General features: G+C 58.7%; 15 protein-coding genes and 2 tRNA genes. 11 read left to right on the top strand and 6 right to left on the bottom strand.

Annotated elements, in window-relative coordinates:
* The first annotated feature begins 2 nt into the window (after positions 1–2).
* From gyrA to BQ8011_RS01885, 5 genes are all read left to right on the top strand, one after another.
* Positions 3–2,624: a DNA gyrase subunit A gene (gene gyrA, locus BQ8011_RS01900; protein WP_072457027.1), complete on the top strand. Its 2,622-nt coding sequence runs from the start codon at positions 3–5 to the stop codon at positions 2,622–2,624.
* Positions 2,621–3,013, top strand: a complete 393-nt coding sequence (locus BQ8011_RS01895) for a DUF3566 domain-containing protein (protein WP_072457025.1) — start codon at positions 2,621–2,623, stop codon at positions 3,011–3,013. The genes gyrA and BQ8011_RS01895 overlap by 4 nt, the downstream gene beginning before the upstream one ends.
* 222 nt (positions 3,014–3,235) lie before the next feature.
* Positions 3,236–3,312, top strand: a tRNA-Ile gene (locus BQ8011_RS01890).
* A 29-nt stretch (positions 3,313–3,341) separates the two neighbouring features.
* Complete coding sequence (locus BQ8011_RS09045; RefSeq protein WP_173656063.1) at positions 3,342–3,479, top strand: DLW-39 family protein; 138 nt, start codon at positions 3,342–3,344, stop codon at positions 3,477–3,479.
* A gap of 18 nt (positions 3,480–3,497) precedes the next feature.
* Positions 3,498–3,573 (top strand) — tRNA-Ala (locus tag BQ8011_RS01885).
* Positions 3,574–3,874: 301 nt separating this feature from the next.
* On the opposite strand, the gene BQ8011_RS01880 is transcribed toward BQ8011_RS01885, so the two are convergent.
* Positions 3,875–5,050, bottom strand: a complete 1,176-nt coding sequence (locus BQ8011_RS01880; protein WP_072457023.1) for a diacylglycerol/lipid kinase family protein — start codon at positions 5,048–5,050, stop codon at positions 3,875–3,877.
* 80 nt (positions 5,051–5,130) lie between these two features.
* On the opposite strand from BQ8011_RS01880, the gene serS reads away from it, so the two are divergent.
* Positions 5,131–6,411, top strand: a complete 1,281-nt coding sequence (gene serS / locus BQ8011_RS01875) for a serine--tRNA ligase (protein ID WP_034501029.1) — start codon at positions 5,131–5,133, stop codon at positions 6,409–6,411.
* 9 nt (positions 6,412–6,420) lie between these two features.
* Complete coding sequence (locus BQ8011_RS01870; protein WP_072457021.1) at positions 6,421–7,332, top strand: HAD-IIB family hydrolase; 912 nt, start codon at positions 6,421–6,423, stop codon at positions 7,330–7,332.
* Here the strand turns inward: BQ8011_RS01870 and BQ8011_RS01865 are convergent.
* Positions 7,286–8,473, bottom strand: coding sequence for an alpha/beta fold hydrolase (locus BQ8011_RS01865; RefSeq protein WP_072457019.1), 1,188 nt, complete (start codon positions 8,471–8,473; stop codon positions 7,286–7,288). The genes BQ8011_RS01870 and BQ8011_RS01865 overlap by 47 nt on opposite strands.
* 127 nt (positions 8,474–8,600) lie before the next feature.
* Between BQ8011_RS01865 and BQ8011_RS01860 the strand changes: the two genes are divergently transcribed.
* Genes BQ8011_RS01860 through BQ8011_RS01845 form a run of 4 tightly spaced genes read left to right on the top strand, consistent with a single transcriptional unit; the run spans position 8,601 to position 12,473 of the window.
* The gene (locus tag BQ8011_RS01860; protein ID WP_072457017.1) at positions 8,601–9,239 is read left to right on the top strand and encodes a TetR/AcrR family transcriptional regulator; all 639 of its coding nucleotides are present in this window, start codon (positions 8,601–8,603) and stop codon (positions 9,237–9,239) included.
* 59 nt (positions 9,240–9,298) lie between these two features.
* Positions 9,299–10,180 (top strand): DUF5926 family protein, encoded by an 882-nt coding sequence (locus BQ8011_RS01855; RefSeq protein WP_072457015.1) that lies wholly within the window; start codon positions 9,299–9,301, stop codon positions 10,178–10,180.
* A 35-nt stretch (positions 10,181–10,215) separates the two neighbouring features.
* Complete coding sequence (locus BQ8011_RS01850) at positions 10,216–11,067, top strand: glycosyltransferase family 2 protein (protein WP_072457013.1); 852 nt, start codon at positions 10,216–10,218, stop codon at positions 11,065–11,067.
* Positions 11,067–12,473: a DUF2079 domain-containing protein gene (locus tag BQ8011_RS01845; RefSeq protein WP_407639759.1), complete on the top strand. Its 1,407-nt coding sequence runs from the start codon at positions 11,067–11,069 to the stop codon at positions 12,471–12,473. The genes BQ8011_RS01850 and BQ8011_RS01845 overlap by 1 nt, the downstream gene beginning before the upstream one ends.
* A 144-nt stretch (positions 12,474–12,617) precedes the next feature.
* Here BQ8011_RS01845 and BQ8011_RS01840 read toward each other — a convergent pair whose 3' ends face one another.
* From BQ8011_RS01840 to BQ8011_RS01825, 4 genes are all read right to left on the bottom strand, one after another.
* Positions 12,618–15,059 (bottom strand): HAD-IC family P-type ATPase, encoded by a 2,442-nt coding sequence (locus BQ8011_RS01840; protein ID WP_072457011.1) that lies wholly within the window; start codon positions 15,057–15,059, stop codon positions 12,618–12,620.
* A 75-nt stretch (positions 15,060–15,134) separates the two neighbouring features.
* Positions 15,135–15,380, bottom strand: a complete 246-nt coding sequence (locus BQ8011_RS01835; RefSeq protein ID WP_072457010.1) for a heavy-metal-associated domain-containing protein — start codon at positions 15,378–15,380, stop codon at positions 15,135–15,137.
* A gap of 53 nt (positions 15,381–15,433) precedes the next feature.
* Positions 15,434–15,718 (bottom strand): metal-sensitive transcriptional regulator, encoded by a 285-nt coding sequence (locus BQ8011_RS01830; protein ID WP_019126729.1) that lies wholly within the window; start codon positions 15,716–15,718, stop codon positions 15,434–15,436.
* A 154-nt stretch (positions 15,719–15,872) separates the two neighbouring features.
* Complete coding sequence (locus BQ8011_RS01825; RefSeq protein WP_072457009.1) at positions 15,873–17,135, bottom strand: hypothetical protein; 1,263 nt, start codon at positions 17,133–17,135, stop codon at positions 15,873–15,875.
* Positions 17,136–17,223: the final 88 nt, after the last annotated feature.

The raw sequence follows: 17,223 nt of genomic DNA, 5'->3' as shown, positions 1-17,223 counted from the left end.
AAGTGAGCGACGAACAGACAGTCGATGCCGAACACATCCGCGACATCGAACGTATTCGCCAGGTCGACCTGCAAAAGGAAATGCAGCGCTCCTACCTCGACTACGCAATGAGCGTGATCGTCGGGCGCGCGCTGCCCGACGTTCGTGACGGACTCAAGCCCGTGCACCGCCGCATTCTCTACGCGATGTACGACGGTGGTTACCGTCCCACCTCTTCATTCTCCAAGTCATCGCGTATCGTCGGTGACGTCATGGGTAACTACCACCCGCACGGTGACGCGGCGATCTACGACGCGCTCGCACGCCTCGTGCAGCCGTGGTCGCTGCGCGCCCCGCTGGTGGCGGGCCAAGGTAACTTCGGAACTCCCGGTAACCTCGGCCCGGCAGCACCGCGTTACACCGAATGTAAGATGGCACCCCTGGCCATGGAAATGGTCCGCGATATCGACGAAGAATGCGTTGATTTCCAGGACAACTACGATGGCCGCAACCAGGAACCGACCATTCTTCCCTCCCGATTCCCCAACGTCTTGGTGAATGGTTCGGAAGGTATTGCCGTCGGTATGGCCACCCGAATCCCCCCGCACAACCTGCGTGAAGTCGCACGCGGCGTGCAGTGGGCGCTGGACAACCCCGAGGCCTCGCGCGAAGAACTGCTTGACGCACTCATCAAGCTCATTCCCGGCCCCGATTTCCCGACCGGCGCAACGATTTTGGGCCACCGTGGAATTGAGGATGCCTACCGTACGGGACGCGGCTCCATCACTCAGAGAGCCGTTGTTAGCGTCGAAGAGATCCAGGGACGCCAGTGCTTGGTGGTCACCGAACTGCCCTACCAGGTCAACCCCGACAACCTCGCTGACAAGATCGCTCAGCTAGTTCGCGACGGTCAGATCCAGGGCATCGCGGATATTCGCGATGAGACTTCGGGACGTACCGGTCAGCGTTTGGTGATTGTCTTGAAGCGTGACGCTGTTGCGAAGGTTGTTTTGAACAACCTCTACAAGCGCACCTCCCTGCAAGAGAACTTCTCGGCAAACATGCTCGCGCTGGTCGACGGTGTTCCGCGAACCCTGTCGATTGATGGCTTTATACGCCACTGGGTTGCTCACCAGATCGACGTAATTGTGCGCCGCACGCAGTTCCGCCTGCGCAAGGCTCAAGAGCGTCTGCACATCTTGGACGGTTACCTCAAGGCACTGGATGCACTGGACGAGGTTATTGCTCTGATTCGTCGCTCGCCCACGGTCGACGAGGCACGAAGCGGCTTGATGGAGTTGCTCGATGTTGATGAGATCCAGGCCGACGCGATCTTGGCTCTGCAGCTGCGCCGCCTGGCCGCTCTGGAACGTCAGAAGATTTTGAACGAGCACGCGGAACTGCGTGCACGCGTTGAAGATCTGCAGGATATCTTGGCTAAGCCCGAACGTCAGCGCGCGATTATCTCCGAAGAACTCGGTGAAATCGTTGAAAAGTATGGTGATGAGCGCCGCACGACCATCGTTCCCTTCGACGGGGAAATGTCGATGGAAGACCTCATCCCCGAAGAGGATGTTGTCGTCACCATCACTCGCGATGGCTTTGCAAAGCGCACCCGTACCGACAACTACCGTTCCCAGAAACGAGGCGGTAAGGGCGTTCGTGGAACCCAGTTGCGCGGCGATGACGTGGTGGAACACTTCTTCGTCACAACCACGCACCACTGGCTGCTGTTCTTTACGAACCTCGGTCGCGTCTACCGCGCGAAGGCTTACGAGATTCCCGAGGGCGGTCGCGATGCCAAGGGCCAGCACGTTGCAAACCTCCTGGCATTCCAACCTGAGGAGCGCATCGCACAGGTTTTGGCAATTCGCACTTACGAGGACGCACAGTACTTGGTGCTGGCAACAAAGTCTGGCCTAGTGAAGAAGACCCCGCTGGAGATGTACAACTCTCCGCGAAGTGGTGGCATCATTGCCGTTAACCTGCGTGAGGATGAAGAGGGCAACCCCGATGAGTTGGTCTCCGCTCAGCTGGCTAACGCTGATGATGATCTGCTGCTGGTTTCGCGTGATGGTCAGGCCGTTCGCTTCGCGGCAACGGACGAGCAGTTGCGACCCATGGGCCGCTCGACTTCGGGTGTGCGCGGTATGAAGTTCCGCGACGACGATGAGCTCTTGACCATGGACGTCCCGCGTGAAGGCACGGACCTGCTCATTGTGACGGAGTCCGGTTACGCCAAGCGCACTCCGATCGAGGAGTATCCGACCAAGGGCCGTGGAACCATGGGTGTGCGCGTGGGTCGCCTTGTTGAAGAACGTGGCGGACTCATTGGCGCGCTGGTCGTGGATCCCGAAGAAGACATCATGGTTATCACCGAGTCCGGCAAGCTTGTCCAGGTCAATGCTTCCGATGTTCGCCCGACCGCTCGTAACACCATGGGCGTGATCTTTGCTCGCCCCGATGAGAATGACCGAATCATTGCAGTGACGCGCAATCCTGAGCGCGACATTGACGAAGAGGATGGTGAGCAGTCGACCTTAGAAGAGGAAAACTCTCAGGTGGGTGTCGGCGAAAATAGTGACGAAACCCCTGCACAGGATGTAGCGTCAGAGCATGACGACTCACAGGAGGTTCAGGAATGAGTGATCACGCATCCAATGACCGCGATGATCTTCCCCGTCAGGTAGACCTCGCGATTGTGCGAGTGGACGCCTGGGGAGTCATGAAGGTGGCATTCCTTCTCAGCGTTGCACTGGGAATCGCCATGGTGGTCGCAGTGTTGATCTTGTGGCTCATGCTCAATGCGATGCACGTCTTTGCGTCGGCAGAGAGCTTCCTGCAGTCCATCGGAGCCTCGCAGATGGCCTCGCTCTTGGACTACGTCAGGCTTCCGAAGGTCATGGCCTACGCGACTTTGATTGCTGTGATGAATGTCGTCATGTTGACCGCTTTGTCGGCACTAGGCACATTCTTGTACAACCTGGTCGCTTCGCTCGTCGGTGGCATCAAGGTCACATTGATGGATGACTGATCGGGCATTCGAGCTCGTTGGCCCGGGGGTATTGATGGGGACATCAATACCCCCGGGCCTGTGTTTCGCCTACTGCGGCGGCAGCCGCTAGGTCGAACTTTGCAAGTGATTCCGGGCGATAGCAGCATCTGTCAGCAATGAGTGGGCGACGTCACGATCAACAATTTGGCGCGAACGCCCGCTCGCATGTACTATTTAACGCGTGCCTTTCGGCATGGCAATGGGCCTATAGCTCAGTAGGTTAGAGCGCAGTCCTGATAAGACTGAGGTCGGTGGTTCGAGCCCACCTAGGCCCACCATCCGCAGGAACAATTGAGCGGAGGCTCCCATGAAGAAGTTTGTGAAGACTCTTTCGCTAGTGGCTTGTGTCGCTGCAGTGGGGCTTGTGGTCCGGCAGATCTGCCAGGATCTCTCCGACAATGAGGAACTGTGGACATCCCTTACGGATGACGTCTCGCAGGCGTAAATCTGGGGGAACCCCTTTGGGGCTATGGCGCAATTGGTAGCGCACCTGCTTTGCAAGCAGGGGGTTACGGGTTCGAGTCCCGTTAGCTCCACCACCAAAGGTCCAGCTTCGGCTGGGCCTTTTTCTTGTCTACGGTGTCTAGCCTGGTATTCGGAAACCGCGAATGTAGTACCGCGTTTAACACCGCACGTGGATACGGCGCATAGCGCATAGCAGCGCATAGCTCGCCGCGAGATCACACGCACGTCACAGACGGTTTTAGCTCGTCCATTCCTGGTTTAGCTCACTCACCTACCGCCTTAAAACGGCAATAGGCCCGGAATGGGTGAGCTAAACCAGGAATGTGTGTGTGGGGATAGAGAGGTGGCCTTCAGTCGGTGTTTACCCGGCAATGTTCAGCCCGCGATCAGCAGCGCGCCCTGGTCGATACGCACACCAACTTTGCGTGAGCGACCGATAGCATCGCCATCGACTTCAACAATGGCAGCTTGATCCAAGGAAAGCTCGCCTTCCGTGAGCTGCCTAAATGACAACTCCGCGGGAGATGCGGGCATATTGACGGCCGGCAAGCCCAAGCTTTGCCCAAAGACCTTCAAAGACAGGTGCGCCCAACCGACAATACCAACCTGCGTATCTACAGCGATGACATCGACTAAACCGTCATGTAAGGAAGCTTCGGGAGCCAAAGTTACGACGGGCAAATCACCGCAGTTTGCAAAGAGAACGCAACGGGCAGTGAATCGTGTTGACACATCACTGCCGTCAGCTCCCTTTCCCTTCAGGCGCGCACCCATGCGGGGCACATTAAGCGAGTTCACCGCTGAAATGACATATGCCGCCCAGCCAATAGTTTTCTTGAGCTCGGGGTCCGTCTTCGACATTGTTTCGCCGTCAAAGCCCATCCCAGCCAAGGTCACAAAGGGGAACTCGTCGTCCAAGGCAAGTGCGGCCTCGTCAGTGGAACGACGAGAATCCGAAGTTAATGCGGAGAGCAGTTTTCCCTCGCAGGGAAGGGAAAAGCGTTCCTCGGGGTCAATCATGCGAAGCCACGCCAAATCAACGCTGCGAGTGGACTCACCCAAAGCAACTGCCAGAGCATCGAGGGGAGAATCCAAGGGAAGCCCAAGATTGCGGGCCAAAACATTACCCGTACCCTCGGGCAGGATGCCCATGCGCACCCCGGTGTGAGCCAGACCAGCGGCCACCGCGCGGACGGTTCCGTCGCCGCCGGCTGCAATCACATGCGTCGCACCTGCGCGCACGGCCTTACGTGCCTGAGAGACACCGGGATCTTCAATAGTGGTCTCGAGGAAGTGAATGTCTCGCACGCCAAGAGCGCGCGCATCCATGGTCACCGAATTGCGGAAAGCCTGGGGATCCTCGTGCTTGGAAGGATTAAAAACCACCCAGGGGCGGATATTCTCAGCGATGCCAGGGGGAAGTGAAATCGCCGAACGATGCGCGCGGCGAGCACGAGATTGAATGAAGTATTTAGCACCAGCCGTCACGCCAGCGCCAGCGATTCCGGCCAGCGCAATCAAGTAGGGCGACGGTGGATGAAACTTACGCATACTGCAAGTGTAAAGGGCATATCGGCGCACGCGCTGATATTCGTCGGCACTGACGCGGGTGCGTGAACTAAGATGGCCCCATGATTGATGTGCGTGCATTGCGTGAAAACCCTGAGCCCGCCCGCGCCTCACAGCGCGCTCGCGGAGCTGACCCCGCCCTTGTTGACCAGATCCTCGAAGCCGACGTCGCCCGTCGCGAGGCCTTGCAGTCTTTCGAGGCCCTGCGTGCGACCCAGAAAGAGGTCTCCAAGTCCGTGGGTCGCGCCTCAGCGGAGGAACGCCCTGCGATCCTTGCACGCGCGAAGGAACTGGCCGATGAGGTGAAGGCTGCCGAGGCCGCCGCAAACGCTGCCGATGCCGAGGCCGATCGCCTCGCTCGCCTGCTCCCGAACCTGGTCCTCGATGGAGTTCCCGTCGGCGGCGAGGAAGACTTCGTTGTCCTGCGCCACGAGGGCCCCGCGCCTCGTGATTTCGCAAGCGAAGGTTTTGAGCCCCAGGATCACCTGGCACTGGGTGAGGGCTTGGATGCGATCGACACCAAGCGCGGCGCGAAGGTGTCGGGTGCGCGCTTCTACTACCTCAAGGGTGTGGGCGCACGCCTCGAACTCGCTCTCATGACCATGGCCATGGACCAGGCCGTCGCCAACGGTTTCGTGCCGATGATGACTCCGACCCTGGTGACCCCGCAGGTCATGGGTGGTACGGGCTTCCTCAACGAGCACTCCGAAGAGATCTACTACCTGCCCGCCGATGACCTGTACCTGACGGGTACCTCTGAGGTTGCGCTCGCCGGCTACCACGCCGATGAGATCCTCGACCTCAGCGCTGGCCCCAAGCGCTACATGGGTTGGTCGACCTGCTACCGTCGCGAGGCCGGTTCGGCTGGTAAGGATACGCGAGGCATTATCCGTGTCCACCAGTTCAACAAGGCTGAAATGTTCAGCTTCTGCCGTCCTGAGGATGCAGAAGAAGAGCACGCACGCTTCCTCGCATGGGAAGAAGAGATGCTCGCTAAGGTTGAGCTGCCCTACCGCGTGATCGATACGGCCGCCGGTGACCTGGGCACTTCTGCTGCCCGCAAGTTCGACTGCGAGGCCTGGCTGCCGACTCAGGAACGCTACATGGAGGTCACCTCGACCTCGAATTGCACGACTTTCCAGGCACGTCGCTTGGGTATTCGTGAGCGTCGCGAAGATGGCATGACCGCGGTGGCCACGCTCAATGGAACCCTGGCCACCACCCGCTGGCTGGTTGCGATTCTTGAGAATCACCAGCAGGCCGATGGTTCGGTCCGCGTTCCCGAGGCAATGCGTCCCTACCTGGGTGGCCTCGAGGTTCTTGAGCCTGTTGCCGCAAAGTAACGAGGCTGTGTGACCAGCTATTTGACGGCGCCGCTGAGCGGTGAGGCTCCCCGTCCTTTCGGGGAACTTGTGGAGGAGGCGCTCAATGCGCTTCCTTCCACTTTCCCGCGTGATATCACGCAGGTGATGGTCGCCCTCGACATCGACGGGACGATCTTGAGTCCCAGTGGTGCCAGCGCACAGGTCGTTGAATCGATTGCAGCGCTGAGTCGCGCCGGTGCGCAGGTCGTCATTGCGACCGGTCGCTCGATGGGTGCGGTCCTGCCAGTTCTCCCGCTGCTGGGTTTTCGCCGCGGGTGGATCGTTGCTTCCAATGGTGCGATCCTTGCTCGCGTTCACGAGGCCGGCTACGAGATTGTGCATCGCCACGAATTTTCCCCCGCCGAGGTCATCGACGAGGCGTTGAAGACTCTTCCGCATGCGCGTTTCGCCGTCGAAGACCGTAATCTTCGCTTGATTTCAACAGGTTTTCCCGAAGGGGAGATCGTTGAAGACACCAAGCTGGTGAGCGTTGATGAACTCAAAGCGATGCGCACGCCCAAGCTCGTCATTCGCGAGCCCGCTTTGGACCGCGATGCTTTCGAAAGTATCTTGTGTGCCCTGCCTTTCGCGAAGACTCACGAGGTTTTCGTTGGTTGGACCTCGTGGGCTGATATCAGTTCACTCGGGGTGACGAAAGCCAGTGGGCTTGATGAACTCCGACGGGATCTCTCGCTTCCCGTTGAGGGAACGGTCGCTATTGGCGATGGCACGAACGACATTGCCATGATTCAGTGGGCGGCCTTCGGGGTCGCCATGGGCGGTGCCACCGAGGAGATTCGCGTTCACAGCGATTTTGTTGCGGCAGCAGTCGAAAACGATGGTGCGGCCGCCGTCATGCAGGCGATTTTGCGCTGGTGCGCATCTCATGCGTGTGAGTGAGCCAATCACCCATAATCTCGAAAGCTCGGTCAAGATCACCAAGTTGGCAATGCTCAGCCATATCCGGGTCATCTGCGGCGTGGAACTCCCGGATATCAAGGCTTGCCGCATTTCGTAGTGCTCGACGCACATCCTCTAAGCGTTCAAAAGGCACGTACTGATCAGCATCTCCGGCCATAACCAGGCAGTGCTGGTTGATCATTCCTTCCAATGGGGCCATAGTGAAAGCTCCCATTGCCGTTAAGACATCGGTGGGCACACGTAATCCGGTGAGATCACGCGCCTGCTGGAGCTTCCATGCCAGATCGGCATTCATGTGGGGCAAAACCCTCATGCTTGTGTTGATGAGCCATTCAGGCTCTGATCTATCGATGAATCCATCAATTGCTGGACGCAGTGCGCGAGGTAGCGGCATCGTTAGCCCGTCCAGAAGGCGGTACATCATGTCGAATGCAATGACGTGGCTAATACGTGGGGTATATGCCGCAGCGCGCATGACTAGGTAACCGCCAAAAGAAACTCCCAGTGCAGCAGCACTTTCAATTCCGAAGAAGTCTAAGACCGCGGCAGTTGGGCGCTCCCACTGTGGTTCCAAAGGCATTCCTGCCAGTGCCGTATGCCCCTGTCCTGGTCCGTCGAAGACGATGATGTCGAAGGGGCGAGTGGGAAAGTGCATAGCAAAGCTCATGATTTCTTCGGCGTAACCGTCGAAACCATTCATCATGATGAGGGTGCGAGGGCTATTCGCGCCGACGGTCTTTCGATCCATCGAATCGGCTTGCCAACGCATTGCTGTTAGTTTGCCACCGCCATAGGGGATCTTGTGGCGAGTGAAGCCTTGATCTGCATAGGCGCAATCGAAATGACGTGACATCGAGTCAATAGACTCTTGTTTGTGTGGATCATTTCTTGGCAGGTAGAAGGCGGCAAGTTCATAGAGGCGCCACGCTGCATCTGCGTCGTCCACTTTGTCGAAATGCCGTGCCGATTGGAGCGCTAGCCTTGTGATGTCGTGAGTGGACTTGATGCGAGGCAAGAGATCTGTGGAGACGGCATCCATTCCTTCTCGGTTGAGAAGCGGATTAAATACGCGGTTGAGTTGCAGATCGAATTGGCGATTACCGGTGTACTTAACGAACATGAAAGCAGCCTATATCGTGTAATCGCAGGATAAAACGCACAAAACCTAACAATATGTTCGATAATGAACACGTTGTCCTTAAACGGTAGGATAACTATGAAACGACACGGAAAATGATCGGATCATCATGTCTTTGAATGAAGTTGACGCGAGTGATGAAAATACGGATCTCCGTATCCGAAAGACTCGTCGAGCGATCCGCGCAGGCTTCCTTGCCGTTTGTGAAAACAAACCCTACGACAAGGTCACTGTGACCGATATATGTACCGCGTCATTGGTTTCACGAACAACGTTTTATAACCACTATGTCGACAAAGATGCCGTCCTTACAGAAGTTGTCACACTTTTCATCAAGCAAATGACTCCGGCGATCAAAGGCCTGTGGCTGCAGGACACTCGAATGAGCGATCCCGAAAAACTCCGCCACGACCTCGCAAATTTCTACGCACAAAACGGTCACGAGCTCAAGACGCTCCTTTCGTTGCGTCGTGGGGCTGAAGGAGACCTGAGCGCACAGATCGCGAACATGTGTCGTACGGTTTTTGACCAGTGGGCACGCGGCCGTATCAAGGAATCCCTCCTTCCCCTGGCTTCCGATATCTACGCTTCCGTCGTACTCACTTTCATTGAACGAGGCGCAAGCGAAGCTCTAACGAACGAAGAACTTTCCCTGATCGGCACTCTTCAGTCCCTCATCATCGAGGCGACCGCGCCGAATCCGCATGACGCAGGCGTTTCGGGTGGGGAAGTGACGACGAAGAGATAGCTTCCCGCCTCTGCGAGCTTCGGCCTCGTGAATGCTGGGAAAACCGCTACGATAGCCCCATGGGAAAAGCCTCACGTCGTAAAAAAGTAGCAGTCAGCGCGGATCAACCGGCATACCGCCCCCCGATCCCCTTCGTGGAACGCCCCTTCGAAGGGCTACCCAACGAGGTTGAACTGGTCGCAATGCGCGAAATTATCCCCTGCGCAGTGCTGAGCGGGCGCACCACCGAAGAGCACGGCGGTGCAGAGTTCGACATCGTCACCCTTCTGCCCGACGGCCACCCTGCGATGATCCGCCCCGATGGGCGCATCCTCGTTGGACTACAGACGCGCTCGAACTCGGGCGATCTCTCCCACGACGTTGCCGCAGCTCTTCTTGCTGCCCTTCAGGCACAGTCCGACGGTGTCGACGGCGTCATCGATATTGATGTGCGTGAGCCCGCCCCTCGCCTTCAGGACATTGTTGATCCGAAGGCGTTTAGCGACATGGAGATCACCGCCGACTTCGGCTACTGGTTCGATCCGAATCAGGAACTCACCCCCGAAATGCGCGACGCGCTCGAACAGAACCGCGCCGACGTCGTTCCCACCGTTGCAGTTCCCGGAACCGAGGGCATGTACTGGTGCGAAATGAACCGCAACTTCGTCCGCTACGTGTCTGCTGCTCCTGAGCACAAGCTTTTTGATGCGCTGGCACGTTTGCAGGCGGTAGGAAATGCGCGCTTGGGCGAAGGTTCGCGCTTCGTCGGAGCTTTCCGCGCATGCGGCCTGGCAATCCCGGTTTTCGAGCTCGCTGAGGGCGCTTCGGCCGAAGACGTAGCTCAAGAAGCGAAGGCTCTTGCGGAAAACGTTGAGAAGGCGCTGAAGGACACCACCCCGCTGAGTGCAGACGAACGTCGCGCGCGCCAGGGCCTCGTTTCGCGCCAGGTGACGATCCGCTAACCGATCCCGGGGGAAGGTCGGGATAAACTAGCAGGGTGACTCCCGCTCAATCCGTCGAACCCTCACCTTCCCAGAAGGTCGCGGCGATCATCTGCGCCCACAATGTCGGCCGCCAGATCGCCTCGACCGTGCGCGCATGCCGAGCAATCCCGGGCGTTGACCTGCTCATCGTCATCGATGATGGTTCCGATGATGAGACGGGAAAGTACGCACGCGCAGCAGGTGCGGTTGTCGTTCGCCATTCCGTTCCCCGAGGCCGGGCCTCGGCACGCGAAACGGGCGTTAAGGTTGCCGCAATGCGTGACCGCGTTGATGCGCCCGGTCGACACATCCTCTTCCTCTCGGGAGACCTAGGGGAGAGTGCCGTGGATGCGGCTTTCCTTGTCGAGGCCATTTCCAGCGGCCGTGCGGACCTTGCCTGCGCCGTTCCCGCGGGCCTTGGCAGCGAGGATCCGAGCAGTGCGCGCAAAGAGACCGCCGCGCAACGCCTCGCACACAATACGATTCGCCGCCAAACGGGTTGGGATTCTCAAGCGCCCCTGTCCGAACAGCTGTGTATCACCCGCGAGGCGCTCAACGCGATCATGCCTTTTGCCAATGGTTACGGCCTAGAACTGGACATGAAGGTCCGGTTGCTCGCTTTGGGGATGACCGCTATCGAATTGCCCTGCGCTTTTGAGCACACGGGTGATGACCATAGCCTGGTCGCTTTGAACCGGCCGGCGAGCCTAGCCGATGTCGCGTGGACTTCGACGATGCTTGCGTTGCGTAAGGTTCGCCTCCGTCGACGCTATCGCACTCCAGTTTCGGCGCAGCGCGTGGGCATTCCCTTCCCAGATCCCGAACACACTCCGATTTCCCAATCACATCCAGGAGAAGTCAGTTAATGTCTGAAAAAGGTACCCGTTGGCGCCCCTTAGAGCTGCTTTCGGCTTATCTTCCCGCGGCCCTGTCGGTCCTGCTCGGTGCCTGCTTATACATCACTTTCTCTGTGGGACAGTGGCGCTCGCTTGATGTCCCCTCGTGGGATCTGGCTATTTTCACCGAAGCCGCGAAATCCTATAGTCACTTCCAGGCGCCGATCGTTCCCGTCAAAGGCCCCGGATACAACCTGCTGGGCGATCACTTCCACCCGATTTTGGTGCTTTTGGGGCCGATCTATCGCTTCTTCCCCTCAGGATTGACCCTGCTGGTTGTTCAAGATCTTTTGATTGCGGTTTCAGCGTGGCCGCTGGTTCGCCTCGCGACAAAGCAGGCAGGATGGCTCCTCGCCTCGATTATCGGTATCGGCTACGTGACCGCATGGGGTTTCCAAGGCGCTGTCTCCTCCCAATTCCACGAAATTGCCTTCGCGCTCCCCATGCTTGCGTGGGCCTCGGCCGCTTTCGTTGAAGGCCGTTGGGTGGCAACGATGGCATGGTCTGCGCCGCTTGTTCTGGTTAAGGAAGACCTTGGCCTCACCATCATGATGATCGGCTTGATTCTGTCGTGGCGAGGCAGGGATTCAATCAAGAGCTTCGCGTACCCCCTGTTTTTTGCGGCTTTCGGAGTCATCGCTTTCGTCGTGACGATTAAGCTCCTTCTGCCCGCTTTCAACGCTTCAGGAACCTGGGCTTACAGTCTCGATGGTTCGCAGGGCCGCGGAAACGTCACCTTGATCGAGAGGGCTCTGTGGCCCTCACAAAAGTTCGGTGTGATTGCCATGGCTGTCTTGGGTGCGGGGATTATTGGTCTGGCCTCGCCCTGGTTCTGGGTGATCCTACCGACCATCGCATGGCGTTTCCTCGGTTCCGTCGACTACTACTGGGATTGGAAGCACTGGCACTACAACGCGATTTTGGTGCCGATCCTTCTGGGCGCGCTCTTGGACGCTCACCGCAGGTGGAGTGAGCGCGAGCAATCTGATATTTCACGAGGCCTGGGCTGGGTGATGAGCCGACAGCGTCCCTTCGTCGCCACGGTTGCCTTGGCGATTCCCTGTGCGGCAGCGCTCATCACGGCCCCGCAGCTTCCCATGTGGAAGATGACGAACCCCGGGTTTGGAGCAGTGAGCCCGAGGATGGCTCAGGTCGAGGAGATCAATTCATTGATCCCGGAAAATGCCAATGTCGAAACGGATCTGACCCTGCTCGCCTATCTGATCCCCGATCATGAGGTCTATTGGGTGGGATCCGCGAAGGATGTTGCCGTGGATTACGTTGTTGTTGATCAGCGCGGTGCTGCGTGGGGAGAGCAGAAGAACGTTGAGGCGGTTTCCTACGCGCAAGGAGCACACCCCCGGTTCCACCTATAAGTTGATTTACAACTCGGGCGGTTTCCAGGTCGCTCAGCGCGTCAACTAGAAACGTTTACGCAAATTGATTGAGCGTCATTTCAGTCAAGACACACGGTGCCCCCGCGAGAAATCGCGGGGGCACCTGCATGAGAGTGATACTTTTCAGTGCGCGCGACGCAGCCTCATGGAGTTGAGGACAACATACACCGAGGACATGGCCATCGCAGCCGAAGCGAGCATCGGGTTGAGAAGCCCGAAGATCGCGAGCGGAATCATGATGACATTGTAGAAGAAGGCCCAGAAGAGGTTTTCTTTGATGACCTTCAGTGTTGCGCGCGAGATACGAATCGCGGCGGCAGCCATCGTCGGGTCCGAGCTCACCAGCGTCATGTCGGCGACAGCGATTGCACTATCGGCACCCGAGCCCATGGCAATACCCAATCCCTGAGTTGAGGCCTGTGCCAGAGCGGCCGCGTCATTGACGCCGTCACCGACCATGGCGACCTGGTGGCCCTCTTCTTGAAGGCGCATCACCGCATCGCGCTTATCTGCGGGAAGAACTCCTGCAATAACCGAGTCAATCCCCACCTGCGAGGCAACAAAACGTGCTGCAGATTCATGGTCGCCAGTGAGCAGAGTTGGAGTGATCCCCAGGGCTTTCAGCTGGGCAATCGCATCCCTCGACGACTCTTTCACCGTGTCACGCACAACGAAAGCACCCAGTAGCACTCCGTTAAGGTGCTCGGGAAGTTCGCGTGTCTGGGCCGTGAGTGTCGCTGTGGGTGCTTGAGCGGAAGCAAGCCGACGCGAACGCACCTGCGGCTCGTAGCCCGCTGCCTTGACGACCTCTTCAAGCTCAGCGTCGCTGTAATCGTGCTTGAGGGTGATTCGAGCACTCTCAGTTGCCAGATTAACCTGCGCATGAACACCATCGAGCTTGCCCAACTTGCGCTCAACCCTGCGCACGCAGGAGGCGCAGGTCATGCCGCCCACAGCCATATCGACGATGATTCCGCCGTCCTCGGCCTCTTCTGCGGGCTGTGAAGCTTGCGCCGAGGCGTCCTCGGTGGAGGAGCTTTCCTGCCACCCCTCAACGCGCGCGCTGGCCACAACGGTCGCTCCCGTGGCCTCGGCCTCGGAAATGGCGGAAAGCGCGGACTGAGGAAGGGAAATACCGAGCTCACCCAGCCAGCTCACGCGGCCGGCCAGAAGGAGTGCGCCGTCCTCGGCGAGCGCGGAAACCCCAAGTCCGGGGTGGTTGCGCAGCTCGCGAACCGGGTGCGAGGAAAGATCGCGCTCGCGGGCGGCGGTAGTGAGCGCGCGGGCAATCGGGTGCTCCGAGGCCGACTCCAGCGAGGCGGTCACGCTCAGTGCATCCACGCTGGCCTGGGCATCGGGGGAATTCGCGCTTCCATCGGGGAGGATCACGGACTCCAATGACATCGCGCCCTTGGTCAACGTGCCGGTCTTATCAAGGAGGATCGTGTCGATACTGCGCGTGCGCTCAAGGACCTCAGCCGAAGAAATGAGGATACCCATCTGGGCGGCCTTACCCGAACCCACAAGAAGTGCGGTCGGAGTGGCCAGACCAAGAGCGCAGGGGCAGGCAACAACCAGGACAGCAACGGCTGCAGTGATTGCGCTTTGAATACCGGCTCCGGCAAGGAGCCAGCCCGCCAAAGTCAGTAAGGAGAGGGCGATAATCGTCGGAACGAAGACCGAAGAAATGCGGTCGGCAAGACGTTGGACGGGAGCCTTCGTTGCCTGGGCCTCGGTAATCATCTGGCCGATGTGGGCCAGCTGAGTCTCTGAGCCGACGGCGGTCGCACGGACGATCAAGGCACCCGAGGTGTTGAGGGTGCCTCCCGTGACCGCGCTGCCGGGGGATACTTCGCGCGGGAGTGATTCGCCCGTCATCAGTGAGGTGTCCAGGGCGCTGGTGCCCTCTTCGACGATGCCATCGGTTGCAACCTTGTCTCCGGGGCGAACCTGGAAGAGGTTTCCGACGCGAAGTTCAGCTGCGGGGATGGTGCGGAACTGGCGATCCGCGCCACTTCCTTCAACGAGGATTGCGTCCTTCGCACCAAGTTCTAGAAGGGAGCGCAGGGCGTCACCGGAGTGGTAGCGCGTCCGTGCCTCCATCAGTCGGCCGGCTAGAAGGAAAGTGACGATTGCGCAGGCACCCTCGAAGTAGATTTCTGCGTGCGTTGCGTGGCTGCTCGCGGGGATGAGCGACATATGCATGCGCATGCCGATCATGCCTGCGCCGCCAAAGAGCAGGGCATACCACGACCACAGGCTCGAGGCGATGACACCGAGGGAGACCAGGGTATCCATGGTCGAAGATCCATGGCGTCCCGCCTGGAAGGCAGCGCGATGGAAGGGGGCGGCACCCCAGATCACGACGGGTAGCGAGGCGAAAGCGACGACCCACTGCCAGCCGGGGAACTGAAGTGGAGGAACCATGGACAGGCCCAGAACGATGATGGTGAAAGGGAGGGTCACAAGGAAGCGGTTGCGTAGATCCGCAGCGCGGCGCAGTAAGCCGTCTCCTAAGTGTTCGCTTTCGGTATCGGGTGATGTGTGGCGAGTTTCGGGAGTCATTCTGAGCGATTCTGTCGTATGTGGTTCGTGGGATATTCCGGGGGGCACCTGGCGGCGCCCCCGGTTAGTTAGGGGTCAGAAGTCGCGAGTGATTCCGACCAGTTCGAAGCCGGCCTCGGAGACGGCGTCGCGCAGGGCGTTGTCGTCGAGTTCGGTGTTGGTGACGACGGTCGCCTTCGAGGTCGCGCCGGAGTTAAGGATGACCTCAACATCGAGAACGCCGGGAACCTCCTTGAGTTCTTCGGTGACCGATGCGACGCAGTGTCCGCAGGTCATTCCGTTGATGGAGAGCTCGACAGTGCGATCAATTTCCTGTGCCATGATGGCGCCTTTCTTTGGTGGTGGAAACGGAGGAGAAAACGTGTGGTGTGCGCTTAGGACTTCACCAGTCGCGCGATTGCCTTTGTGGCTTCTTGGATCTTTTCGCGTCCTTCTTCTTCGCTGTGTTGAGCGGCGTGAAGAACGCAGTGGTTCATGTGGTCTTCAAGGAGGCCCAGTGCGACGGAGTCCAGAGCGGACTGCACTGCAGAGATTTGCGTGAGGACATCAATGCAGTAGGTGTCCTCTGCAACCATGCGCTGCAGACCCCTGAGCTGGCCTTCGATTCTGCGTAGGCGCTTGAGGTAATGCTCGGTTTCTTCGGTGTATCCGTGAGCCATAGTGATCCTCCTTATGTTTCGAAATATACCCCCGGGGGGTATATGCGTCAAGAGGGGAAAAATGTCTGTCCCCCCACTCCGAAGCGGTGCCGAAGTAGGGGGACAGTGACTTTGCTGAGTGCCGAGGCCGCGGGTGCCTCGTGCGCGCAATCAGTTATGCGCGCCGACGCGTCGTAGCAACGGTGGCCACACCTGCGAGGGCGAGCAGGCCGCCCAGCGGAAGGACGAAGTCAGCCACACCTGTGCGCGCCAAGGGGCTCTTCGGGTTCGTCGAAGGAGCTGTTGAGCCAGTGATGGAGGCAGGTGTCGTGGTCCCGTTAGGAGCCGGGGAAGGATTCTGCTTGATGGTCGGGGTCCACTTCGTGTTGTAGGTGACGCCACCGCAGGCGGACTGAGTGCGAGTCATACCCGCATTTGCCTTCCAATCCCACTGGATATCAGCGGTGTCGACGACAGTCTTTGCCGGGCGAGGCAAGTCAGTGACGGGAGCAGATCCAATCGCGCCTTCTTGTGTGTACTCCATTGCGGTGATCTCCACGGGAAGCGCATGTGCCGCATCATCGGAGGAGTAGGTGACCGTGAGTGAGGGTTGCTGCTTGAGCTCGATGGTGACAGGAGCCCCCACACCGTTGGTGAAGTTCACGGGGCGCACGCCAGCGAGGAAACGAACCCCGGCAAGGGCGGGAATATCCAAGCTACCGGTGACGCTGGGAGAGGTTGCCTGAATCGATGAGCTTGCGGAGGCATTCATACGCGCCTGAGAAACCGTCAGGCTTCCTTCGAGGCTCGGGAAGTACACCTTGTTAGGACGCATGGATGCATTGTCCAAGGCGCCGGCTGTGGTTCCATCGACCCAATTTCCGCTGGCGTCTTGGTGCATGAGGCGGTAGGTCGCAGAGAAGGTACCATTCACGACCGAAACGCTCTGGACGCGCATTGCCTTTGAGAAAGCCTCACCAGTTGCGGCATTGGCCTTCTCGAACTGCTCTTGTACTGCCTCGACCGTGTAAGCGGCAGTGTCGATATCGACATCATTCGTGTCAACGGTCATGCTGGTCGTCCACTCACCAGTGATGACCAAACGGTTGAAAGCAGCGGGATCCATGAAGCGGCCATAGGTAGCCATGCGTTCGTAATTTGTCCACACATTGGTCATATCAAGAACGCCCTGGAAGCCAATAGCGTAGCTGTCCTTGGGAGAAGCTCCACGGCAGACAAGGGCGGCACGCTGTGCGGGATCAACATCGGCGGGTAGAGTCACGATGTCGCTTCCGGGAGTGTAAACCTCGCCCGAGACCGAAATCGGGATGTCAGTTGACGCCTGTGAGCTGTGGAAACTGCCGCCGCCGACAAGAATTGCACCGGCGAGTACGGGAACGCTGCACAGTGCGAATACGCGGTATGACGAACGCTTCATGGAGGTCTTCTTTCTACGGGCTGCCAAATTTCGCGGAAAAGCGCGAGACATTCTGGAAAATTCTAACAGCGGATATGACTATGAATCC

It is taken from the genome of Actinomyces marseillensis, assembly GCF_900155605.1.
Taxonomy (GTDB): Bacteria; Actinomycetota; Actinomycetes; order Actinomycetales; family Actinomycetaceae; genus Pauljensenia; species Pauljensenia marseillensis.
This window is presented reverse-complemented; position numbering and strand designations above follow the sequence as displayed.